The following is a 23,513-nucleotide window of genomic DNA, read 5'->3' on the forward strand; positions in this document are numbered from 1 at the left end:
CCAGACATTCCTCTTCACGATTGCCCTCCGTTGTCGGCTGGTATCCACAGCGTTGCCAGTTGGCCTGCGGTCCGCTAGCGTCGGTCCGGAGCGAAATTACAACGAACGGGGCCGCTCACTTAACATTCCAACCAGCCGGTCACCCATAAAGGCGGCAACAATCCGGCCAATTAGGTCGGCACCATTGTTGCGCCCACTCGAGGGAGACGGTTGATGGCTTGCGCGCCACCATGGGCGCACCCTGGTGGCGCCCCGATAATGACGTCATCGGAGGAAACCATGGAGGAAGCGATCCACAAAGCCGTCAAGCGCGCCATCGCGACCATGCGAGAGAATCTCGGGGAAGCGCTGACCGTCGACGACATGGCGCGCGCGGCGATGTTCAGCAAGTTCCACTTCACGAGAATCTTCCAGCAGGTCACCGGCATTTCGCCGGGCCGCTTTCTCTCGGCACTGCGCCTGCACCAGGCGCAGCATCTTCTCGTTTCGACGTCGCTGAATGTCGCCGACATCAGCCAGCAGGTCGGCTACAGCAGCGTCGGCACTTTCAGCTCCCGTTTCAGCCGGAGCGTCGGAATGTCACCGACCACCTATCGCCGGCAGGCCGGCTTCGCCCCGCGCATCGTCGAGGACGAGGGCGGCCGGCTCGTGCCGACCGCCGCCACCGTGCGCGGCCACGTCGTCCCGCACGGCGACGAGCACGGATCGCGGCTGGTGTTCGCGGGGCTCTTCCCCGACCGCATCCCGCAGGGCCGCCCGGCGCGGTGCGCCGTCCTGAGCAGGCCCGGCGCGTTCGTCCTGCGCAACGTGCCGCCCGGCACCTGGTACCTGCTCGCCCAGTCGGTGCCCGGCAGCCTCTGCGACCCCGACGGCTATCGCGCGAACATCAACGAGGCCGTGTCCGTCGCCAGCCACGGGCCCCTGACCGTACGGCCGGACAGCGTTCACGAGGTCAGCCTGGCGTTCAACCGGGCCCGGGTGCTCGACCCGCCGGTCCTGCTCGCCATGCTCGACGTACGCCAGCTCGCCACCGAGATGGTGACCGCCCAGGCCACCCCCTCGGCAGCTCCCCTCGCCCGGCCGTACCACGCTGACCGCCGCGCCGCCTGAGCGCCCGGCGACGGCGAGGGAGCGATGCGAATCTCGGAGCTGAGCCGGCAGACCGGCGTGCCGGTCGCGACCATCAAGTTCTATCTCCGGGAACGGCTGCTGGCGCCGGGCCGCGCGACCGGGCGCAACCAGGCGCAGTACGACGACAGCCACCGCCGACGGCTGCAACTCATCAAGGCGTGCACCGGCATCGGCCAGCTCGACCTCTCCTCGGTACGGACCCTGCTGTCCGCCGTGGACGACGACCGGCTGCCGATGCCGGACCTGCTCGGGGTCGTCAACCGGGTGCTGCACCGGCCGAGCCACCGGCCCGAGGACTGCCCGGACGCGATCCGTACCGACGCCGACGTCGCCGCCCTGATCGCGCGGCTGGACTGGCGCATCGATCCCGGCTCCCCGGGCCGGACGCGGCTCCTGGAGGTGCTGACGGCGATGCGCAGGCTCGGCTGCGACAGCAGTGCGGACAACTTCGCGCCGTTCGCGGAGGCCGTCGAGTCCCTCGTACGGCGGGAGGCGGAACTGCAGACGGCCGACCGGGACCACACCGACCGGTCGGCCGCGGTGGCCCGGGCCCTGCTGCTGGACGAGGCGCTGTCCGCCCTGCGCCAGATGGCCCACGAGCACCGTCTGAGCCCCCGCTGCCGCCCGCCGGCGCCGGCGCCGGGTGCGGGATGAGGGCGCGCGGCGGGCCGGGGCGGGTTCAGACCTTCGGCACGTCGAAGAGGCCGGGGAACTTCGCGGTCAGGGCGACGTCGCCCTTGGTGCGCAGCCGGCCCTTCATCACCAGCACCACGGGGTGCGCGTTGCCGGTGACCACCATGAGGAAGTCCACGGCGCCGATGGTCAGCGTGAGTTTCGGCTCCCGGTCCGGCTGCGGGGAGACCCGGCAGACCCCGTCCGCGATCACCAGTTCGTAGCGGTCCGCGCCGCCGCCGGGGAGATCGCCGATGACCCAGTGGATGACGGCGTCGAGCCCGCCCGCCCGGTCCGCGCGGAACACGTCCGGCATGCGGCGGAAGACCTCCTCGAGAACCGCGGTGCGGCGCTCTCCGGTCATCAGCTCGCGCAATTCCGCCGCCGGGGTCCGCTTGACGTAAACGGCGAGATCGCGCGGGGCCAGGGTCGCCGGATCGGTGCTTTCCATGGACATTCACGGCTCCTTCGGTCATTTGTCTGCACCGATTGTCTCGGCCGTACGAATCGCCGCCCACTCTCAGGTTGCGCGCTGTGACGACCGCCGGCGGAACTGCGCACGCTCGGATACAGCGCCGGGCCGCCCGGATGAAACGCTCTCTCAGACCGACGCAAGCGCCCCCGCAGGAGCGATCATGAGCGAGGCCCTCGCACTGCCCGTACCGTCGCTGGACGGAGTGCTCAGCACCGCCGGCGGCGACCTCGCCGCGGCGTCGACCGACTTCGGCAACCGGATCCGCCGCCGGCCGGCGGCGGTGCTGCATCCGGCGAGCGCGGCGGACGTCGCCGCCGCCGTGCGCTTCGGCCGCGAGAACGGCCTGCCCGTGGCGGCGCGCGGGGCCGGCCACTCGGTGGGCGGGCAGGCGCTCGTGCGGGACGGCATCGTCGTCGCCCTGCAGAGCCTCGGCGCCGTCCACCACGTCGGCGCCGGCCGGATGAGTGTCGACGCGGGCGCGCCGTGGGGCACCGTGGTGAGCGCGGCCCTCCGGCACGGCCTGGTGCCCCCGGTGCTTCCCGACCATCTCGGGCTCACGGTCGGCGGCACGCTGTCGGTCGGCGGCATCGGAGGATCCAGTCACCGGTACGGCTGCATCGCCGACAACGTGTCCGACCTCGACGTCGTGACGCCTGACGGCGACCTGGTCACCTGTTCACCGGCCCAGCGCCCCGAGCTGTTCGACGCCGTCCGCGCCACGCAGGGCCGGCACGGCATCATCACGCGAGCGACGTTGCGGCTCGTACCGGCGCACCGCATCGCCCGCCGCTACCTGCTGAGCTACCGCGACCCGGGGGCGCTCCTCGCCGACCAGCGGCGGGTGATCGCGGACGGCCGCTTCGACCACGTCCTGGGGCAGGCGCGGGCCGCCGCGGGCGGGGTACGCGACCGGTGGGTGTACCAGCTCGAGGCGATGGTGGCGTACACCCCGCCCGGGATTCCCGACGATGCGGCGCTGCTGGGCGATCTGGCGTATTCGCGAGGAGCGGAGGAGATCGCCTCCACCGGCTACGCGGACTTCCTGGGCCGGCTGGGACCGGTCGAGGAGCAGCTGCGGGCGGCAGGCTCCTGGCAGAGCCACCCGCACCCCCGGTGCACGGTCCTGCTGCCCGCGCGGCACGCCGAGGCAGTCGTCGGCGCCGTGCTCACCGAGCTCTCCACGGAGGAGCTGGGGCACGGCGGCAGCGTCCTGCTGTACCCGATCCCGACCGCGCGTCTCGCCGCACCGCACATGGCCCGCGCGGCCGACGCCGTCAGTGTCGTGTTCGGACTTCAGCGCACCGCACCACCCGGCGACGGCGCGATCCTGGCAAGGATGCGGCGGGACAACGCCGCGCTGGTGGCCACGGCCGAGCTGCTGGGTGGCTGCGGTTACTGCGAGCCGACCGGCTTCCACGAGAAGCGCGGCGTCGCTGCCGTACCGGCCTCCGCGCATTGAGCGGCGACCCGCGTTCGCGGGCCGCCGCTCGGAGCGGCTATCGGCTGACGGTGGCCGCCCCGGGCACCCGCTCGCGGATCGACTGACGCCATTGCTCGTACGCCGGCACGTCGCTGTCCGCGTCCAGCACCACGGAGTCGGCCAGCTCGGCGGCCGCGCCGGGCGAAAGACCGGTCAGCGCCCGTACGGCCGTATCGGTGTGCTCCGGGCAGTGACCGGCCCACGTGCGCGCCTTGGCCGCGAACACCGCTCCCTGCGCCAGGTGCGGCTCGTGACCGGCGGCCGACTGCCGCAGCATCTCGAAGCCCGCGCTGTCGCAGCCGCCGGCGAAGGCGGCGGCCAGGCCGACCCCGCCCCACAGGTCGGCGCGGCGCTCCTCGGCGAAGCCGGCAACGGTGGCCGCCACGGCCGCCGGGTCCGCCGCATGCCGGAACCACAGGGCGCGACCGACGCCCTGGTCGAACGCGCGCGGGAAGTAGTCGGCCCGGCCCTGCCACGGGTACGGCTTGGGCCGGCGCTGCCGGGTGATCCAGGTGTCCTGGTCGAAGTAGGCCTTGTCGAAGCCGTAGCCGTCGACGGCGAGCCAGCTCATCGTCGGGTGGTACGAGATGCCGGAGAGCTCGGGCAGCACCTTGCGCCACAGCACCCGCGGCAGCCGGGCCATGGCGAAGCCGATGCCGATGCAGGCCAGGAAGTAGTGCGGGCGCCCGGGCCCTTCCAGGAGCTCACGGGTACGGGACCCGCCGCCGCCCATCGCGTCGAGCACCGTGAACGCCATCGTCGCGCCCTCGTAGGCGAAGCCCCGGCGTTCCGGCTCCACGAGCGCGAGCCGGCGCTCGATCTCGGCGACCGGGGGTCCCTCGATCCCCCATTCGAAGCCGCACACCACCGCCTGCGGGATCGCCTCCAGGGCGACGGTGGTCGCGGACGGCGTGACCGGGAAACCCACCGCGGTGAAGGAGACGTCCTCCAGCGCGGGGGCCAGGACCATGCGGCGTAACGATCCGAGCACCTTCGACATGACGCATCCTCCGTCCGATGCCACGGAGGCGGTCACCGCGGCGATTTCATCCTCGCCGCGCGCGGGATACGCCGCGTCTCCCAGCGTGCGCCGTGCGATCAGGCTTCCGACACACCCACCGGGTGCAACGCCTCGCCGGCCGGCACCGGCGTGGCGGCGCAGCTCTCCTGGGCCATCCGCCGCAGGGAGAGCACGACGGCGTCGAGCAGTATCGAGCGGGCCACCGCGGACATGCGTTCCGAGATCACGCTGCCGGGTGCCGGCAGGGCCGCTTCGGCCGCCGCCGCCCGGGTCGCCTCGGCCGCGTAGGGACGGAAGAACGACACGTCGGCGTCGCAGCCGAGCTGCCGCATCACGGACACCGTGCGGGACAGCATGCGCAGCGACGGCGAGGACGGGGTGACCGTCCAGCCGAACTCGGCGAGCAGGTCGCGCACCACGTCGGCGCCGACCTCGGCGTCCGCGTCGGCGGCGCACGGGCCGAAACGGCAGACCGATTCGCTGACCGCCTCGTGCAGGGCCGGCATCGGCATCGACTCGTCCTCGGCGGCGGCCAGCAGCTCACCGATGGTGCCGAGGTCGAGCTTGCCCACCGAGGTCAGCGCCCGGATCAGCCGCAGCCGGGCGAGGTGGCCCTCGTGGTAGGCCGCCTGGTTGCGAGCGGTCGGCTCACCGGCCGGCAGCAGCCCCTCACGGAGGTAGTACTTGATGGTCGGGAGTGGGATCCCACTCTCGCGACTCAGCTCCGAGATGCGCATCGGTGTCCTCCAGGACGAGAAACCGCTCCTGGGGCATGGTGCCACACGTGATCGACAGTTGTCAGTGACGACATATTGACTGTTAGTGAGCATCGGGCGGCCGGGCGGCGCGGTGCCGCCCGGCGGTGAGGCGTCGATCAGCCCCGCAGGGCCGCGAACTGGCCCGGGCGGCGGCCGGGACCGGCGGGGCCCCGATAGGCCTGGGCGATCCCCAGCCAGTGCGTGGCGACGTCACCCTGGGCCCGCACCGCGAGGTCGTCGGGGTGGCGGCGCCGGGTGACGAGCAGGCAGAAGTCCTCCGCCGGGCCCGTGATGCGCTCGGCCGCGTCCGCCGGGCCGAACTCCCACAGCGCACCGGAGGGCGCGGTGATCTCGAACCGGAACTCCACGTCCGGTGTCGCGAGGCCACGGGCCTGGTAGCCGAAGTCCCAGGTCCGGACCGCGAACCCGACGACCTGGCCGATCCGGTCGGTGAACCGGCGGCGCACCCCGAGCGCGTCGGCGATGTCCTGACCGTGGGCGAAGAGCTCCATCATGCCGGCCATCGCCAGCACCGCGGCCGGCAGCGGCCTGACCAGCCAGGGCACGGGCTGGTTCATGGGCAGGGCGCCCAGCGCCTTCTCCGCCCACGTCCGCTCCTCGCGCCAGCGGCGCAGCAGCTCGGCGGGCTCCTCGCTGAGGTAGCCGGACAACGCCGCGGTCACGTTGGCGTTGAAGTCGGCACCCAGCCGCCCGGTCATGGCGACGAACTGGTCCGGATCGGCGGCCGCCAGCCCGGCCATGCGGAAGGTCGCGGCGAGGTGGGCGATCTGGTGGGCGACGGTCCAGCCCTCCGCGGGGGTCGGCGCCGCCCAGCCCCCCGCGTCGAGGTCGGCGACCAGACGGTCGACGTCGGCACCGTCCGCGGTCAGGTCGGCGATGACCCTCGGTTGCTGCTGCTCTGTCACGTCTGCCTCTTTCGTTGCGATGGCGTGGTTGTCAGGGACGGGGGACGGCCACGAGACCGGCCGGGGCCTGCCGCCGCCCCCGCAGCAGGGTCACCGCGATGACGAGCCCGGTGGCGGCGAAGATCGCACACGCCGTGAAGGCCGAGCGGAAGCCGGCGGTCATGGCGGCGGCCGGGCTGGTGCCGACCGAGAACGAGACGAGCACGGTGGCCACCACGGCGACGCCCAGGCCGCCACCGATCTGCTGCGCGGCGGTGTTGAGGCCGGACGCGAGGCCGAGATCGCGCTGCGCGACACCGGCCAGCGCCGCCGCGGAGGCCGCGACCGTGCCGAGCCCCAGTCCGGTGCCGAAGATGAACAGCCCGGCGAACAGGGCGCCGTACGAGCCACCGCCGACGACGGCCCGGGCCAGCAGCAGGCTGCCCACACCCAGCAGGACCAAGCAGATGCTCGCCACCGGGCGGAAGCCGTAGCGGGTGATGAACGACTGCCCGGCGTACGAGCCGGCGAAGGCCATCAGCGGCATGATCGACTGCCGGACGCCGAACTCCAGCGGGGTGTAACCGAGCGGGCCCTGGGTGTACTGGGCGATCGCCAGCGACATGCCGAACGCGCACATGCCCATGGTCACCATGGCCAGGTTGCCGCCCAGCAGCGACGGCGAGCGCAGCAGCTTCAGCGGCAGCAGGGGCGCGCTGGACCGCGACTCGATGACCACGAACAGGACCGCCAGCACGAGGGCTCCCGCGGTCGCGCCGATCGTGGTGCCGCTCAGCCAGCCGGCCGACGGGGCCGTCACGAGGGCGTACACGACGAGCACCAGCGCGGCGGTGCTCGTCAAGGCCCCGGCGACGTCGTAGGTGCGGCCGGCCCGCACGTCGCGGCTCTCCCGCAGCAGCACCGGGATGGCGGCCAGCATCAGCAGCGCCACCGGCACGTTGACGAAGAAGACGCCCGGCCAGCCGAAGTCGCTGGTCAGCCAGCCCCCGATGAGCAGGCCCACGGTCGCGCCGATCCCGGCGATGCCGGCCCAACCGGCCAGCGCGAGATGACGCTCGCGGCCCTCCGGGAACATCGCGGTGAGCAGGGAAAGCGCGGTCGGCGCCATCAGCGCGGCCGAGACGCCGTGCAGGGCCCGGGCGGCGATCAGCACCTCGCCGTTGCCCGCGAACCCCGAGGCGAGCGAGACCAGCAGGAACAGCAGCGTCCCGGCGAAGAACATCCGGCGGCGCCCGAGCAGGTCGGCGGCCCGGCCACCGAGCAGCAGCAGGCCGCCGAAGGTCATCAGGTTCGCGCTGAGCACCCACTGCGCCGCGCCCGGGGACAGCTGGAGGCCCTCGGCGATCTTCGGCAGCGCCAGGATGACGACCTGCGCATCCAGGATGACCATGAAGTTCGCGGTGCACAGCAGCACCAGCGCCCACCAGCGGCGGGGATCCGGCTGAGTCGGATTCATGTCACTCACCCCTCCGGGGTCGCAGGACGCGCGAGACGATGCCCGGACGCATGAGCGCCTGGGGCGGGTCGACCAGCCCCGCGGAGCGCAGGAACGCGCGCGACAGCCTGCCGTCGTGCACCGCCGCCGCCTGCAGACGCGGGATGTAGGCGTTGCCCATGCGGACCTTGGCCGTACGCCGTCCGACGACGCCGGGGAAGCCGAGATCCGCACCGGCGGACATGTCCCACGGCGCGTCGACGAGCCGGGACAGGTCACGGAAGAAGGCCCGCGGTGACAACGGGCCGGAACGCGCGTGCTCGCCGAGCAGCCGCGCGGACATCGCCGCCACCGTCATGCCCTGGCCGTACACGGGATTGAAGACGCACGCCGCGTCGCCGAGGACCAGCAGGCCGTCGGGCGTCCGAGCCATCCGCTCGTAGCGCCGGCGGACGCTCGCCGGGAACCGGAACGACATCGCCTCGCCCATCGGCTCGGCATCCCGGACCGCCTTGTAGATCTCCGGTACGGGCAGCGACTGCACGTACGCCAGGAAACCCTCGCGGTCGGTCGGCGGCCGGTCGCCGAGGATGCCGGTCAGCGACACGGCGTACCGGTCGGGCATCCGGGCGAAGATGGCGCCGCGCGGTATCGCCGGGGTGGCGACCGGCAGCAGGGCGATGTCGTCGCCGATCGGGTCGAACGGCAGCGGGCCGTGGAAGTCCATGGTGGTGTAGGTCAGGTCCATCTTGACCCGCTCCTCCGGCACCCGCGGGTAGCCCAGCTCCTCGAGCCACCGGGGGGTCCGCGAGCCGCGCCCGGTGGTGTCGACGACCACGTCGGCGTCGATCACCTCTTCGGCGGCGCCGGGCGTCCGGGCCTGCACGCGAACGCCGGTGATCCGGTCGCGGTCCGGCGACGCGACGAGGCCGGCGATGTCGGTGTGCTCGCGGTACGTCACGTTGCCGAGCGCGCGGACCCGGGCCCGTACCCGGGACTCGAGCAGCGGCCGCCCGGCGGCGACACAGACCGTGCCGGTCTCCGCCTTCCGGATCATCTCGCCGTTGAAGTACCAGCTGAGGCTGGTGCCGAAGTCACCGATCGGCACGCCGGAGGACACCAGCTCGTCGGTGAAACCGGGGAACAGCTCCTCGAGGATCTGCTGACCCCGGGCGAGCAGGGCGTGGATGTGGTGACCCTGCGGCGCTGCGGCGCGCGGCGCCACCGGCCCGGAGAGGTCGTCGCGGTCGACGACGGTCACCCTGGCGAAGGCCGGCGAGAGCACCCGGGCGGCCAGTGATCCCGCGATGCTTCCACCCAGGACCACGGCATGCCCATTCCGCTGCTCAACCATTGTCGTCGGCCTCCCTGAATGGGTACGCGTCAATTCCTGTCGCTGATGATATCGGCGTTCGAGACGCATTCTTCTTGCAGAATGCTCTGTCTCGTCAGGCTCTTTCCGGGGCATCTCGCACGCCGATAACATCGCCACGGATCAGCGTTTTACCGCCCTCGTCGAGTGAGGATCGCCGCATGAATCCGTTCCGGATCGACATCTCGCAGGCCGCCCTGGACGACCTGCACCGCCGCCTGGCCGCCACGCGCTGGCCGGCCGACCTGCCCGCCGACGACTGGAGCCGGGGCGTACCGGCCGGGTATCTGCGCGAGCTGGCGGAGTACTGGCGTACCGGCTACGACTGGCGTGCCGCGGAGGCCCGGCTCAACGCCTTCCCGCAGTTCACCACGGAGGTCTCCGGCGCCACGGTGCACTTCCTGCACGTCCGCTCCCCCGAGCCGGACGCCACCCCGATCATCATCACGCACGGCTGGCCCGGCTCGTTCGCCGAGTTCCTCGACATCATCGGGCCGCTCACCGATCCGCGGGCCCACGGCGGCGACCCGGCGACCGCGTTCCATGTGGTGATCCCGACGATCCCCGGCTTCGGATTCTCCGGCCCGCCCGGCGGTCCGGGGTGGACGATCCCCCGCGTCGCCGGGGCCTGGGCGGAACTGATGGCCCGGCTGGGCTACGACCGGTACGTGGTGCAGGGCGGCGACTTCGGCGCGTGGATCAGCCTGGTGATGGCCGGCCTCGACCACGAGCACGTCATCGGCGCGCACGTGAACTTCCTGCCCACCCCGCCGTCGGGCGACCCTGCCGACCTGGCCGGGCTGACGGAGGTCGAGGCGACCCGGCTCGGACTGCTGATGAACTACATCGACGACCAGTCCGGCTACATGAAGATCCAGGCCACCCGGCCGCAGACCCTCGCGTACGGGCTGAACGACTCGCCGGTGGGCCAGCTCGCCTGGATCGTCGAGAAGGTGCACGAGTGGAGCGACTCGGCCAAGGTGCCCGAGGACGCGATCGACCGCGACCGGATCCTCACCAACGTCATGCTGTACTGGCTGACCGGTACGGGCGCCGCGTCGGCCCACTTCTATTACGACAACGCCGAGCTGCTGCCGATCGCCAAGACCCCGCCGCCGCCTCCGCCGCCGCTGCCGGTGCCGCTGGGCGTGGCGATCTTCCCGCGCGACCCGGGCCAGCCGATCCGGCGCTTCGCCGAGCGCGGCTTCACCAACATCGTGCAGTGGACCGAGTTCGACCGTGGCGGCCACTTCGCCGCCTGGGAGCAACCGGACCTGCTGGTCGGGGACCTGCGCTCGTTCCTGACGGCACTGCGCGGCTGAGCCCGCGAAGAAGCCCCGGACGTCGTCGCCGCGTCCGGGGCTTCGCCGTGCCCGATCAGGCCGCGGCCAGCTCTGCTATCGAGATGAACGAACCGCGCCGGACCTGCTGCACCGAGCGGACGGCCAGCCCGGCGGCGGCGGCCAGCGTCCGCAGCTCGGTGAGGCCACGCTCCCGGCCGCCGTAGTAGGTGAGCATGCGCAGATCCATCCCGGTGTCCGGCGACTCGCCGTCCGCGCCGATCGCCTCGATCACGAGCACCACCCCGCCACGGCCCGCCGCCTCGGCGCAGCGCCGCAGGATCCTCTCGGCGTGCGCGTCGTCCCAGTCGTGCAGGATCGCCGACAGCACGTACCCGCCGGCGCCCTCGGGCAGCGGATCGAAGAAACTGCCGGTCATGGCCGCGGCACGGTGGTCCAGCCCCATGGCACGGAACCGCCGGCGGGCGTTCGCGGCCGGGCCGGCCAGGTCGACGAGGGTGCCGCGCAGGCCGTCGTGGCGTGCCAGCAACCGGCTCAGCAGGCCCCCGCTGCCGCCGCCGACGTCGACCACGTGCTTGAGCCCGCCCCAGTCGTACGCGTCGGCGACCGTGCCCGCGTCCAGGTCGACGTGGTGCTCCATCACCGCGTCGAAGGAGGCGGACAGCACGGGGTCGGCGGCCAGGTCGTCCCAGAACGGGCGGCCGTACCGTACGGGATACGCCGGTCGTCCCGATCGCACGCTGTACGCCAGGTCGACGAAGCTCAGATCGCCGCGGCCGACGGCGCCCTCGTTGTCGAGCCACTTGCGGCGGCCTGAGGGGTGGTCGTCGCGCAGTTGATCGCCCAGCTCCGTCGCGGTGTACGCGCCGCGGTCGTCGCGCCGGAAGAGCCCGATCGTCACCAGGTGACGCATCAGCCGGTCCAGGGCGTCCGGATGGGCGCCGATGGCGGCGGCGATCTCGGCGGCCGTATGCCGGCCGGCCGCGACATGGTCCGCGATCCGCAGCGTGGCGGCGGTCCGCACCGCCATCGGGGTTGCCAGGTCGGCCATGGCGCGCAGGCCGGGGCGCGCCCCTTCGGGTCTGGGCACCGCGGTTCCTCCTGGTGAGCCGGTTCAGACGGCGGGAATGGGATCGGCGGCGAGACGGCCGGCGATGTCGGCGCGCAGCGCGGCCTTGTCGATCTTGCCGAGTGCGGTGAACGGCAGCGAGCCGGTTCGTTCCAGCCGCTCCGGCAACTTGAAGGTGGCGACCCCCGCCCGCCGCATCGTCTCGCGCAGGCCGGCCAGGTCGAACTCGCCCCCGACGACGTACAGGCAGATCCGTTCGCCGAGCTCCGGGTCGGGCATGGACACGGCCGCGGCCAGGGCCGCACCGCACTGGTAGGCGAAGTTCTCGATCTCCTCCGCCGAGATCTTCTCGCCACCCCGGTTGATGACGTCCTTCTGCCGGCCGGCGACGACGAGGTTGCCGTCCGGGCGGAGCCGCACGATGTCGCCGGTGTCGTACCAGCCGTCGGGGGTGAACGACCGCGCGTTCGCCTCCGGCGCCCGGTAGTAGCCGCGTGGCGTGTACGGGCCGCGGGTGCGCAGGATGCCGGGCTCGCCCGCGGCGACCGGTGCGCCCTGCTCGTCGACCAGCAGCAGCTCGTCGTCCGGGCAGATCGGCCGGCCCTGCGTGCCGCACACCACGTCGGCCGGGTCGCCCGGGCGGGTGAGACACATCAGCCCCTCCCCCATGCCGTACCCGTTCTGCAGCAGGCAGCCCAGCACCGGCCCCATCCGGCGGGCCATCTCGTCGGGGATCCGGGAGCCGGAGACCTGCACCAGCGCCAGCGAGCTCAGGTCCCGGTCCGGATCGGTCGCGCGATGGTCCAGCCAGCGCTGCGCGATCGCGGGCACCAGGGAGGTCATCGTGACCCGTTCGGCCTCGATCAGCGGGAACACGCGCTCGGGCGCGGGCGACGCGGACACGACCACCCGGCCCCCGCGGAACAGCGCGCCGAGCGCACCCGTGAACGGGAAGCCGTGCCCGAGCGGCAGCGCCGTCAGGTACGCCGTCCCCGGCCCCACCCCGCAGATCTCCGCCGCCCGGCGCACCATGTACGCGAAGTCGTCGTGCGTACGCGCGATGAGCTTGGGCGCACCGGTGGTCCCGCCGGAGCAGACGAAGAGGGCGACCGCCGTAGCGTCCGGCTCGGGGAATCGCGGCGCGGGTCCGTCGGCGGGCCGGCAGAGCGCGGTGAGGTCGAGGCTGCCCGGATACAGCCGGTCGGCGAGCACCAGTACGTGTTCGAGCGTCGCGGAGTCGCGGGCCACCTCGTGCGCCAGCGCCTGGAAGTCGAAGTCCTTGACCGTTCCGGTGGTGACTATCGCGCGGGCCTCGGCGTGCGTGGCCACCTGCGACACCTCCTGGCGGCGGTGGCCCTGCAACATCAGCACCGGCACCGCGCCGGCGCGCAGGCAGGCGAGGACGACGACGAAGAACTGCCAGCAGTTCGGCAGCTGGATCAGCACGCGGTCGTCGGGCCGCAGGCCGCGCGCGTGCAGCCGGCCGGCGGCGCCGTCGACCCGGGCGAGCAGGTCCGCGTACGTGAGCCTCACCTCTCCGTCGACCACGCAGACCGCTGCGGGGTCGGCCTCGGCCGCGGCCCGGACGTAGCTGAGCAGCGAGCGGCCCTCCCAGTAGCCGCGCGCCACGTACCGGCGGGCGAGATCCGCGGGCCACGGCACCGTGCCCTCGGTGGTGCGGTGCGGCATGGCGTACCTCCTTGGTTCACGGACGGGCGGTCAGGGCTTGCGGGCGAGGACGGCGCCGTTGGCCCCCGGCGCGCTGAACCGTACGGTGCGGATGCCGGTGAAGCCGGCGGCGGCGAGCCAGTCCCGGTACTCGGCGACGGTGTAGTTGCGCCCCCACGTGCCGACCAGCATGTTCATGCTCATCAGGGCCGCGTCCCGGGGGCCGGTCTTGTCGTCGTCGACGAGCAGTTCGCTGATCATCAGCAGCCCGCCGGAGGGCAGCGCCCGGTGGCACTTGGCGAGCAGCTCGGCGTTCCGCGGCTCGTCCCAGTCGTGCAGGATCATCGACAGCAGGATGGCGTCGTGCCCGCCCGGCAGGTCGGCGTCGGCGAAGAAGTCACCGGGGTGCAGGGCGACCCGCTCGCTCAGGCCGGCGTCGGCGACGCGGTCGGCGGTGTGCCGGCAGACGAAGGGCAGGTCGAAGACGGTCGCCCGCAGCTCGGGGTAGAAGCGGCACAGCTCGATGGCGAAGGCGGCGTTGCCACCACCGACGTCCAGCACGGACGTGACGTCCTCGAGGTCGACCGCCTCTGCGAGCGCTCGGGCCGTGAGCGCGGACAGCGGGTACAGCCCGTCCCAGAAGATCTTCGGCCGGGTGGTGGCCTCGAAGATCTCCTGCTGCTCGCGGGTGGTCACCCGGGCCGGGGCGTTCGCGTGGATGGCGTCGGCGAGGCGGGTCCAGCCGGGGTACACGTACTCCGTCAGCATCCGGACGTAGTCGCCGAAGTAGTACTGCCCGCCGCGGACCAGATAGGTCTCGGCGAGCGGCGTGTTGACGTAGCGGCCACCGTCGCGGCTGAGCAGGTCCAGCGCGGCGCAGGCGGTCAGCAGGATCTCCGCGGGCCGCTCCTCGATGCCGAGCCGATGCGCCGTCTCGGCGACCGAGGCGCCACCCGAGCGGGACAGCACGGTGAACAGGCCGAGGTGTTCGGCCGCGGCGAGGGTCTGCGAGGCCCAGAGCCCCGTGGTGAGCTCCATCAGTGCTGCCGGCGCGGGCGGGGTACGGACGTCCACGGCTTCTCCTTCTCAGGCGGGCCGCTCAGGCGGCGGCGAATCCGACATGGACCTGGTCGAACACGATGTGCCGGCCGTTCTCGAAGTGCCGGCCGGGCTCGCGGGTGAGGTGGTAGCCCGGGTGCCGGGCCAGTTCGCCGAGCACGCTGCGCAGCTCGAGGCGGGCCAGGTTGGCGCCCATGCAGGCGTGGATGCCGAACCCGAAGCTGAGGTGCTGGTGCGAGTTGCCGCGGTCGAGGCGGAACTCGTCGGGCCGGGGGAACTTCTCCCGATCCCGGTTCGCGGCGTCGATCAGCACCACGACCCGGGAGCCGCGCGGGATCGAGACCCCGTCGAGGGTGACGTCGCGGGTGGTGACCCGGGTGAAGCGGTCGGTCGGGCACCACCGGCGCAGCGTCTCGTCGGCGGCCACCGCCCGCAGCTCCGGATCGTCGCGCAGCTTGCGCTGCAGCTCCGGATGCCGGCCCAGGTACCAGACCATCCGGCTGACGGTGTTCATGGTGGTCTCGTGCCCGGCGATGCAGTACGACACGATGATCGAGTGCAGGGTCTGCTCGGGGATGGGCCGGCCGTCGATCTCCATGCGGACCAGCCGGGACAGGTACGACCCACTGGTGTCGGCCCGGGCGTGCGCCACCTCGGCGCGGAGCAGGTCCTCGAACGCGTGCCAGAACGTCGACGCGTCCGGCGCCTTGGAGAACTGCTGCCACATCTCGGCGGTCAGCTCGCGTACCCGGTGCTGCGCCTTCTCGGACAGGCCGATCGCCATCGCCAGCACGCCGATCGCCATCGGCTTGGCGACCTGGGTGACGATCTCCCCGGCGCCGCGGCCCGCCAGCGGGGCGATCAGCTCGGCCGCGAGCCGCTCGACCGCCGGTTCGAGGCCGCGCACCTCGTCGGGCTGAAGCGGCGGCGTCATGAGGCGGCGCAGCGTGCGGTGCTCGGGCGGGTCGTAGTCGATCGGTGAGTGCTTCGGCATGCCCTTGGCCCGCGGGTAGAAGACCCCCTGGGCGGAGCTGAACGTCTCGTGGTCCCGCAGCACCGCGCGGACCAGGGCGTACCGGGTCACGATCCACATGCCGTCGTGCGCCCCGGTGTACGCGACGCCCGGGCCGTCCCGCAGGCGCCCGTTGACGACCTCGGCGACCTCAGGCGTGAACTCGGGGTCGTGGTAGTCGTACCGGCGGGTGAGCCGGTCGACGGTTCCCCAGTCGGCTGTCGTCATGGTGCAGGAGTCTGTCGGCCCGCGAAACGCCCCGGCATCTCCTGTCGTGCCGTGCGCGCCCGAGGCCCGCGGCCGCCCGCCGAGATGACACGACTAAAGATGCGGGGTCCCGCGGCGGGCACCCAGACTTCTGCAGGCGAGGCGACTTTTCGCAGGCGTTCTCATCGCCGCGTGCCGCCTTTTCCGCGGTGTGCCCGTAACGGCGTCGAAAGCGCCGAGCCGCCGGTCGCTGAATTGCAGAGGAGCGAGGAATTGACCGAGAACACAGAATCCGAAAGGGCGATCGCCGTCATCGGCATGAGTTGCCGGTTCGCACCCGACCTCGACTCGCCGGAGAAGTTCTGGGAGTTTCTCGCCGCCGCCCGCAGCACCGTGCGGGAGATGCCGGAGAAACGCTGGCGGCCGTACGCGGCGAGCAACCCTCGGGCGACGTCCATCATCCGGCAGACCACGCTGCGCGGCTCCTTCCTCGACGACATCGAGGGCTTCGACGCGGAGTTCTTCGGGATCTCGCCCCGCGAGGCCGACTTCCTGGACCCGCAGCAACGCTTCATGCTCGAGCTCGCGTGGGAGGCGCTGGCCGACGCCGGCGTGGCACCGCTGTCGCTGCGGGGCACCGACGCCGGGGTGTTCGTGGCGGCGAACTCCAACGACTACGGCCGCCGGCTGCTGGAGGACATCCCGCTCACCGGCGCGTACGCGGTCAACGGCACCACCTACTACGGCATCGCCAACCGCGTGTCCTACTTCCTGGACCTGCACGGGCCCAGCATGGCGGTCGACACCGCGTGCGCCGGTTCGCTGACGGCGCTCCACCTCGCCGCGCAGAGCCTGCGCGACGGCGAGACGCCGCTCGCGGTGGTCGGCGGCCTCAACCTGATGGCCACCCCGGCGCTCAACGTCGCCCTGGAGGGCAGCGGCGCGCTCGCCGAGGACGGTCGCAGCAAGGCATTCGACGCCTCAGCCAACGGGTACGGCCGCGGCGAGGGCGCCGGGGTGCTGGTTCTCAAGCGCCTGCGCGACGCCGAGCGCGACGGCGACCCGGTCCAGGCGGTCATCCTCGGCAGCGGCGTCTTCCAGGACGGCCGGTCCGAGGGCATGATGGCGCCCAACGCCGACGCCCAGGAGTACATGCTGCGGCGCGTCTACGACCGGGCCGGAATCTCGCCGGCCACGGTCGACTACGTCGAGGCGCACGGCACCGGTACGCCCACCGGCGACGCCAAGGAGATCGAGGCGCTGGCGCGGGTCTTCGGGCCCGGGCGTACGCCGGACGACCCGTGCCTGATCGGCTCGGTGAAGCCGAACATCGGCCACGTCGAGGGCGGCTCGGGCATCGCCGGAGTGATCAAGACGGTCCTGGCGATGCGGCACCGTCAGCTGCCCCGGAGCCTGCACGACGCCCCGAACCCCGACGTCGACTGGGCCGGCTCCGGGCTCCAGCTCGTCGCCCGGCGCACGCCGTGGCGCGCCGACGGCGGCCCCCGCCGCGCCGGGGTCTCCAGCTACGGCGTCGGCGGCACGATCGCCCACGTCATCCTCGAGGAGGGGACCCGGCCGGCCGACAGCCCGGCGGACGGCCCGGACGAGCCCCGGATCTACCCGCTGTCCGCCATGTCCGACACCGGGCTGCGGGAGCTGACGGCCTCGGTCACCGACTGGCTGATCGAGAACCCCGACGCTCCGGCGCCCTCGATCGGGCACACGCTGAGCCGGCGGCGGTCGCACCTGGCGCAGCGCGCCGCGGTGGTCGCCGACTCGCTCGACCAGCTCACCCAGCGCCTCCGCGACCTCGCGGAGGGGGTGACGCCGGCCGGCACGGCCCGGGGCCGCTGCGCTCCCGGCGAGGACACCGGTGTCGTATGGGTGTTCTCCGGCCACGGCGCGCAGTGGTCCGGCATGGGCCGCCGGCTGCTCGACCAGGACGCCGTCTTCGCCGCCGCGATCGACCGGCTGGCGGAGGTCTTCCGCGACGAGCTGGGCTGGACCCCGCGGGCCGCGCTCGAGGAGGGCGGCCCGTGGAGCGCCGCACACGTCCAGGCGCTGACCGTGGCCATGCAGCTCGGGCTCAGCGACGTCTGGCGCAGCCGGGGACTGCGACCGGCGGCCGTGATCGGGCACTCCGTCGGCGAGATCGCCGCCGCGGTGGCCGCCGGAGCGCTCGACGAGGAGGCCGCCGCCCGGTTCGCCTGCCGCAGGGCGGCCGCCCTGCAGCGCCTCGAGGGGCTGGGCCGGATGGCCATGGCGAGCCTGCCGTTCGAGGAGGCGCAGCAGCGCCTCGCCGGCCGCGACGACGTCGAGGCCGCGATCTCCGCCAGTCCCCACTCGACGGTCGTCTCCGGCGACAGCGACGCGATCGAGGCGCTCATCGCCGAGTGGCGCGCGGACGGGATCGAGATGCGTCCGGTCGACTCGGACATCGCCTTCCACAGCCGGCACGTGGACGCGGTACTCGGCGAGGTCGAGGACGGCGCGCGCGACCTGCGGCCGCGACCGCCGCTGATCCCGCTCTACAGCACCGCTCTGGGCGACCCTCGGGGCACCGACCCCCGCGACCACGCCTACTGGGCCCGCAACCTGCGCCGCCCGGTGCGCTTCGCCGAGGCCGTCGAGGCGGCACTGGCCGACGGGCACCGGCTGTTCGCCGAGGTGTCGTCGCATCCGGTGGTGACCCACTCGATCAGCGAGACCGTACTGCACCTCGACATCGAGGACGCCACGGTCACCGGCACCCTCAAGCGCGGCAGCGACGACGTGCGTACGCTCCTGGCCAACCTCGCCACCCTGTTCTGCCACGGCGCCGCCGTCGACTGGGCGCGCGAGCACCCGGACGGCGACCTGGTGCCGCTGCCCGCGGCCGCGTGGCAGCACCGGCCGTACTGGATCTTCCAGGACGACGCGGCGGACGCCGGTACGGGTGGCGGCCACGATCCCGCGGCGCACAGCCTGCTCGGCGGCCGGATGACGGTCAGCGGGGCGCCTTCCCGCCAGGTGTGGCAGACGTACCTCGACGTGGCCAGCCGGCCGTACCCGCTCTACCACGGGCTGGTCGGCGTCGAGGTGACCCCGGCGGCCTCCATCATCAACACCTTCGCGGCCGCGGCGGCGGACGACGGCCACGGGCCCTCGCTGACCGACATCGTGCTGCGGACGCCGCTCGCCGTGGAACCGCCCCGGGTCGTGCAGATCGTGCGCGAGGGCCGGTCGCTGTCGCTCGCCACCCGGGTGGCCGGCGACGACACCGCGGACGAGGACGACGAGTGGCTCACGCACACCACCGCGACCATCGACGCCGGCGCCGCGCCGCCGTCGGGCCACATCGACGCCGACGGCCTGCGCGCCCGGCTCCCCGAGGGCTCACCGGAACGAGTCGGTGAGATGTTCGAGCGGATGGGCGTCGGCGGGTACGCGTTCCCGTGGGAGATGGCCGAGCTGCGCCGCGACGACGAGGAGCAGTTCGCCGTCCTGGACATCGTGCCGCCGCCCGCCACCCGGGCGAGCAGCTGGGCGCACGTCATCGACGGCGCGCTGACCATCAGCGCGGTCGTCGTGGCGCCCGGCGATGCCACCACCCTCTGGATGTCCAAGTCGATCGAACGGGTCGCCTTCCGCGACGAGCCGCCCGCCCGGGTCATGGTGCACAGCCGGCGGTCCCCGCGGTCCCCGCTGGACACCGTCGACGTGTGGGTGTCCGGCATGGACGGCGAGGTGCTGTGCGTGTGTACCGGGCTGCGGTTCGCGGCGGTCGAGCACCTGGGATCCGCCGTCCTGCCCCGCGAGCTGGTGCACGAGATCGCGTGGCGGCCCCTGCCGGCCGGTGAACGCAGCACCACGGCGGAACTGCACCAGGTGGTGTTCGTGGGCGATCCCGCGCTCACCACGGTGCTGGCCCGCCGGTTCGAAGCCGCCGGGGTGCCGTGCACCGCGCTGAGCGACGAACCCGACGACCCGGACAGCCCGCTGTCCCTGCACGCCGGGCACCTCGCCCGGGCCGGGGCGATCGTGGTGGTGCCCGAGCTGACCCGGGCCGGTGAGGCACCGGACCGGGCCGCCGAACGCTCTGCGTGGTCGCTCGTGCGTACCGTCCAGGGGCTGGTCGCGATCACCACCGACGCCGGCGGCGAGATCGAGCCGCAGCGGGTCTGGGCATTGACCCGCGGCGTGCGGAACGCCGGCGACGAACGGTCGGTGGCGCACGGCCCGCTCTGGGGGGTGTCCCGCATCGTCGCGGGCGAGCACCCCGAGCTCTGGGGCGGCGCGGTCGACATCGGGACCGGCGAGATCGACGACGCGACGGCCGTACGGCTGCTCGGCGTGCTGCGCGAGGTGGCCGGCAAGGAGGACGTCATCTCCCTGACGGCCACGGGCGCCGACGTCGCCCGGCTGACCCAGATCGAGCGCAGCGCCGACGGTACGCCGCTGGAGTGCTCGCCGTCCGGCACGGTCCTGATCACCGGTGGACTCGGTTCGCTCGGGCTGGAGGTGGCGCGCTGGCTCGTCGGCCGGGGCGCCCGCCGGCTGCTGCTCAGCGGCCGCCGGGGACTGCCGCCGCGGGCGGAGTGGGACACGGTCACCGAGCCGGATGTACGGCGCCAGATCGACGCCGTGCTGGGACTAGAGGCGCTGGGCGTCACGGTGAGCACCGTGGCGCTCGACATCACCGACCCGCGGGAGGCCGCCCGGGTTCTGGCTCCCGGAGCACTCGGCCTGCCGCCGATCCGGGGCATCGTCCATGCCGCCGGCGTCGTCAACGACGACCTGGTGGACAAGGTGGAGCCGGAAGGGCTCCGGGAGGTCCTGGCACCGAAGGCGACCGGCGCGATGGTGCTGCACCGCCTCTTCCCGCCTGGCGAGCTCGAGTTCTTCGTCATGTTCTCGTCCTGCGGGCAGTTCGCCCGGCTCACCGGCCAGACCAGCTACGCGGCGGCGAACTCGTTCATGGACGCGCTCGCCGCCCACCGCAACTCCGGCGGGCACGCCGAGTCGCGCAGCATCGGCTGGACCGCATGGCGCGGGCTGGGACTGTCGTCGGACATCGCGAGCACGATGCTGGAGGCCAACTCCCGCGGCCTGGAAGCCGTGTCGGTCTCCGAGGCGTTCCGGGCGTGGTCGTTCGCGGACCGGTTCCGGGCGAGCTACCAGGCCGTCCTGCGGGTGCTGCCGACCTCGCCGAACACGCCGCGGCTGCCGATGTTCCGCGACCTGGCGGTCACCGGGCAGACCGGCGAGGCGGCCGGGCCGGGCTTCACGATCGACTTCGCCGCGCTCAGCGAGGGCGACGCCCGCCAGCAGGTCACCGCCGACGTCCGCGGTCAGGTCGCCGCCGAGCTCAACCTCGACCCGGCGGCCGTTGAGCTCAAACGCCCACTGGTCGAGCTCGGCGTCGACTCGGTGATGACGGTCGCCCTGCGGGTGCGGCTGCAACGCCGGTACGGACTCGATCTGCCGCCGACCATCCTCTGGGCCAAGCCGACGGTGGCCGCCCTGTCCGAGCACGTCATCGACAACCTGCACCCCCGTACGAGAGAAGGGCACGGAGAATGACCCAGACCGACCAGAACAGCCGCACCGACGCCGACAAGGCGGCGATCGCGGGCCTCACGCAGCGCATGGTGGCGGCGTGGTCGCGCCACGACGCGGACGCTTTCGCCGACCTGTTCCTGGAGGACGGCACGATGATCCTGCCGGGTGTCTTCCGCACCGGGCGCGACGACATCCGCGCGTTCATGGCGGCCGCCTTCGAGGACCACTACAAGGGCAGCAACGTCACCGGGCAGCCGCTCGACCTGCGGTTCCTCACCTCGGACGTGGCGGTCCTGCTGACCGAGGGCGGCGTGCTCGCCCCTGGTGACACGGAGGTCAGCGACGACCGCGCGATCCGGGCCACCTGGCTCGCCGTACGCCGCGACGGCGAGTGGCGCCTCGCCGGATACCAGAACAGCCCGCGGCACTGACCGGGCGCACGGCGGCCCCGATGCGGTGCATCGGGGCCGCCGTCGTGTGCCGTCTCACCCGTCCCAGGGACACCGGATTCCGGTGATGTCGAAAACCGGTGCACGACTCCGACTACCTAGTGGAACACCCGCGTCAGCGCCTCACCCGAGGGGAACTCATGAGCACGGTAAGCGAGAACAAGACCTCCCTGAACGACGTGCCGCCCGGTGGAGCACCGCCGGCGGACCCCGGCCGCTGGCGGGCGCTGGCCCTGCTCGGTGTGCTGCAGTTCATGCTGGTTCTGGACATCACCATCGTCAACGTGGCCCTGCCGAAGATCGAGACCAGCCTCGGCTTCACCCAGTCCGGCCTGGCCTGGGTGGTCAGCGCGTACGTGCTGATGGCCGGGGGCTTCCTGCTGCTGGGCGGGCGGCTGGCCGACGTCTTCGGCCGGCGCCGGATCCTGCTGCTGGGCACCGGGCTGTTCATGCTCGCCTCCGCGGTCTGCGGCGCCGCGGTCAACCCCGGCATGCTGGTCGCCGGCCGCTTCGGCCAGGGCCTCGGCGAGGCGCTGGCCGCCCCCGCGGCGCTGGGCCTCATCGCGCTGCTGTTCACCGACTCGAAGGAGCGGACCAAGGCCCTCGGCATCTGGGGCGGCCTCACCGGTATCGGCGGCATCACCGGCTACATCCTCTCCGGCATCTTCACGACGTACCTGTCCTGGCGCGTGATCTTCTACATCAACGTGCCGGTCGCCCTCATGCTCCTCGTCGTCGTGCCCCGCATCGTCACCGAGACCCGGATGATCCGCGACCGGTCCCACCGGCTCGACTTCACCGGTGCGCTGCTGGCCACCGCCGGGCTGATCGGCATCGTGTACGGCCTGCTCGAGGCGGCGTCGCACGCGTGGGGCTCGACCCGCGTCATGGTGCCGTTGATCGCCGGCATCGTGCTCCTCGTGGTGACCGTCGTGGTCGAGTCGCGGTCGAGCGAACCCCTGATCCCGCTGCAGTTCTTCGCCAACCGGACGCGCACCGTCGCCAACGTGACCGCCCTGCTGTTCATGGCGGCCTTCATCCCGTACTCGTTCCTGCTGACCCTCTTCGAACAGCAGGTGCTGGGCTACTCGCCGTTGCAGAGCGGGCTGTCGTACCTGCCGCTCGGCGTCGCCATCGGCATGGGCATCGGCATGAGCACCGGCCTGACCCCGAAGATCGGCGTCAAGGCGATCAGCGCGGTCAGCTTCATCGGCGCCGGCGTCGGGCTGTTCCTGACCAGCATGATCACCCCGGACAGCTCCTACCTCGGCGGCCTGCTGCCCGGAATGATCATCCTGGGCTTCTTCGCGGGCGCCACCATGCCGGCGATGACCAACGCCGCCCTGCACAACGTCACCGGCCAGGACTCCGGCCTCGCCTCCGGCGTCCAGACGACGATGCAGCAGGTCGGCAGCGCCCTCGGCCTGGCGACGCTGGTGACGCTCGCCGTCCGGATCGCGGGCGACCGGCTGGCCGACGGCATCGCCCCGGCCACCGCGGTCACCGACGGCTTCGTGATGTCGTTCCGCATCGGCACGGTCCTGCTCGTCCTCGCCGGCATCCTCGTGGCGCTGCTCCTCGAGCGCGGCGTCGCCGCCGAGCCGCAGCCGGCCGAGGTGCACTCATGAGCCGGGGATTCGTCGTTCGCTACGAGATGCGCCCGGAGACCGCGGACGAGAACCAGCGGCTCGTCGAGGACGTCTTCGCCGAGCTGGCCGACAAGCGGCCCGAGGGACTCCGGTACGCGTCCTTCCGGCTCGCCGACGGCGTCACGTTCGTGCACGTCGGCATCGCGGACGACGGCAACGAAGCGCTGTCGGAGACGACCGCGTTCCAGACGTTCCAGAAAGGGTTCGCCGATCGGGCCGCGTCACCACCGGTGGCGGAGGCGGCCGAGTTGCTGGGGGCGTACGGCTTCGACTCCTAGCCGGACG

Annotated in this window: 18 protein-coding genes; 8 read left to right on the forward strand and 10 right to left on the reverse strand. The window is 72.7% G+C overall.

What is annotated here, in order from left to right:
- Nucleotides 1-279: 279 nt before the first annotated feature.
- Both AB0368_RS19365 and AB0368_RS19370 read left to right on the forward strand, forming a co-directional pair.
- A complete protein-coding gene (locus tag AB0368_RS19365; RefSeq protein WP_366155263.1) occupies nucleotides 280-1,110 on the forward strand; it encodes an AraC family transcriptional regulator in 831 nt (276 codons plus the stop codon).
- 24 nt (nucleotides 1,111-1,134) lie between these two features.
- On the forward strand, nucleotides 1,135-1,785 hold the full coding sequence (locus tag AB0368_RS19370) for a MerR family transcriptional regulator (protein ID WP_366155264.1): 651 nt from the start codon (nucleotides 1,135-1,137) through the stop codon (nucleotides 1,783-1,785).
- A gap of 25 nt (nucleotides 1,786-1,810) precedes the next feature.
- On the opposite strand, the gene AB0368_RS19375 is transcribed toward AB0368_RS19370, so the two are convergent.
- Nucleotides 1,811-2,260 (reverse strand): SCP2 sterol-binding domain-containing protein, encoded by a 450-nt coding sequence (locus AB0368_RS19375; RefSeq protein WP_366155265.1) that lies wholly within the window; start codon nucleotides 2,258-2,260, stop codon nucleotides 1,811-1,813.
- A gap of 178 nt (nucleotides 2,261-2,438) precedes the next feature.
- Here AB0368_RS19375 and AB0368_RS19380 point away from each other — a divergent pair, with 178 nt between their 5' ends.
- The gene (locus tag AB0368_RS19380; RefSeq protein WP_366155266.1) at nucleotides 2,439-3,737 is read left to right on the forward strand and encodes an FAD-binding protein; all 1,299 of its coding nucleotides are present in this window, start codon (nucleotides 2,439-2,441) and stop codon (nucleotides 3,735-3,737) included.
- Between the two features lie 37 nt (nucleotides 3,738-3,774).
- Here the strand turns inward: AB0368_RS19380 and AB0368_RS19385 are convergent, their stop codons facing one another.
- From AB0368_RS19385 to AB0368_RS19405, 5 genes are all read right to left on the reverse strand, one after another.
- Nucleotides 3,775-4,758 (reverse strand): DUF1702 family protein, encoded by a 984-nt coding sequence (locus AB0368_RS19385; protein WP_366155267.1) that lies wholly within the window; start codon nucleotides 4,756-4,758, stop codon nucleotides 3,775-3,777.
- Nucleotides 4,759-4,856: 98 nt separating this feature from the next.
- Nucleotides 4,857-5,516, reverse strand: coding sequence for a MerR family transcriptional regulator (locus AB0368_RS19390; protein ID WP_366155268.1), 660 nt, complete (start codon nucleotides 5,514-5,516; stop codon nucleotides 4,857-4,859).
- A gap of 137 nt (nucleotides 5,517-5,653) precedes the next feature.
- Entirely contained in the window at nucleotides 5,654-6,463 is an 810-nt protein-coding gene (locus tag AB0368_RS19395; RefSeq protein WP_366155269.1) for a TIGR03084 family metal-binding protein, read from the reverse strand.
- 31 nt (nucleotides 6,464-6,494) lie between these two features.
- On the reverse strand, nucleotides 6,495-7,919 hold the full coding sequence (locus AB0368_RS19400) for an MFS transporter (protein ID WP_366155270.1): 1,425 nt from the start codon (nucleotides 7,917-7,919) through the stop codon (nucleotides 6,495-6,497).
- Between the two features lies 1 nt (nucleotide 7,920).
- A complete protein-coding gene (locus AB0368_RS19405) occupies nucleotides 7,921-9,252 on the reverse strand; it encodes an FAD-binding monooxygenase (RefSeq protein ID WP_366155271.1) in 1,332 nt (443 codons plus the stop codon).
- A 179-nt stretch (nucleotides 9,253-9,431) separates the two neighbouring features.
- Here AB0368_RS19405 and AB0368_RS19410 point away from each other — a divergent pair, with 179 nt between their 5' ends.
- Nucleotides 9,432-10,592 carry an epoxide hydrolase family protein gene (locus AB0368_RS19410; RefSeq protein ID WP_366155272.1) on the forward strand — a complete coding sequence of 387 codons (1,161 nt, stop codon included), beginning with the start codon at nucleotides 9,432-9,434 and terminating at the stop codon, nucleotides 10,590-10,592.
- A 55-nt stretch (nucleotides 10,593-10,647) separates the two neighbouring features.
- Here the strand turns inward: AB0368_RS19410 and AB0368_RS19415 are convergent, their stop codons facing one another.
- The 4 genes from AB0368_RS19415 to AB0368_RS19430 are packed head-to-tail and all read right to left on the reverse strand — an operon-like array spanning nucleotide 10,648 to nucleotide 15,607.
- Nucleotides 10,648-11,661, reverse strand: a complete 1,014-nt coding sequence (locus tag AB0368_RS19415) for a methyltransferase (RefSeq protein ID WP_366155273.1) — start codon at nucleotides 11,659-11,661, stop codon at nucleotides 10,648-10,650.
- Nucleotides 11,662-11,685: 24 nt separating this feature from the next.
- A complete protein-coding gene (locus AB0368_RS19420; protein WP_366155274.1) occupies nucleotides 11,686-13,329 on the reverse strand; it encodes an AMP-binding protein in 1,644 nt (547 codons plus the stop codon).
- A gap of 30 nt (nucleotides 13,330-13,359) precedes the next feature.
- The gene (locus AB0368_RS19425; protein WP_366155275.1) at nucleotides 13,360-14,382 is read right to left on the reverse strand and encodes a methyltransferase; all 1,023 of its coding nucleotides are present in this window, start codon (nucleotides 14,380-14,382) and stop codon (nucleotides 13,360-13,362) included.
- A gap of 25 nt (nucleotides 14,383-14,407) precedes the next feature.
- Entirely contained in the window at nucleotides 14,408-15,607 is a 1,200-nt protein-coding gene (locus tag AB0368_RS19430; RefSeq protein WP_366155276.1) for a cytochrome P450, read from the reverse strand.
- Between the two features lie 252 nt (nucleotides 15,608-15,859).
- Between AB0368_RS19430 and AB0368_RS19435 the strand changes: the two genes are divergently transcribed.
- The 4 genes from AB0368_RS19435 to AB0368_RS19450 all read left to right on the forward strand — a co-directional run bounded on the left by AB0368_RS19435 (nucleotide 15,860) and on the right by AB0368_RS19450 (nucleotide 23,506).
- Nucleotides 15,860-21,151: a beta-ketoacyl synthase N-terminal-like domain-containing protein gene (locus AB0368_RS19435; RefSeq protein WP_366155278.1), complete on the forward strand. Its 5,292-nt coding sequence runs from the start codon at nucleotides 15,860-15,862 to the stop codon at nucleotides 21,149-21,151.
- Nucleotides 21,148-21,561 carry an SgcJ/EcaC family oxidoreductase gene (locus AB0368_RS19440; protein ID WP_366155279.1) on the forward strand — a complete coding sequence of 138 codons (414 nt, stop codon included), beginning with the start codon at nucleotides 21,148-21,150 and terminating at the stop codon, nucleotides 21,559-21,561. The genes AB0368_RS19435 and AB0368_RS19440 overlap by 4 nt, the downstream gene beginning before the upstream one ends.
- Before the next feature lie 158 nt (nucleotides 21,562-21,719).
- Nucleotides 21,720-23,207, forward strand: a complete 1,488-nt coding sequence (locus AB0368_RS19445; protein WP_366155280.1) for an MFS transporter — start codon at nucleotides 21,720-21,722, stop codon at nucleotides 23,205-23,207.
- Complete coding sequence (locus AB0368_RS19450; protein WP_366155281.1) at nucleotides 23,204-23,506, forward strand: hypothetical protein; 303 nt, start codon at nucleotides 23,204-23,206, stop codon at nucleotides 23,504-23,506. Before AB0368_RS19445 ends, AB0368_RS19450 begins: the two co-directional genes overlap by 4 nt.
- Nucleotides 23,507-23,513 lie beyond the last annotated feature (7 nt).

The organism is Actinoplanes sp. NPDC051475, from assembly GCF_040689425.1.
GTDB lineage: Bacteria > Actinomycetota > Actinomycetes > Mycobacteriales > Micromonosporaceae > Actinoplanes.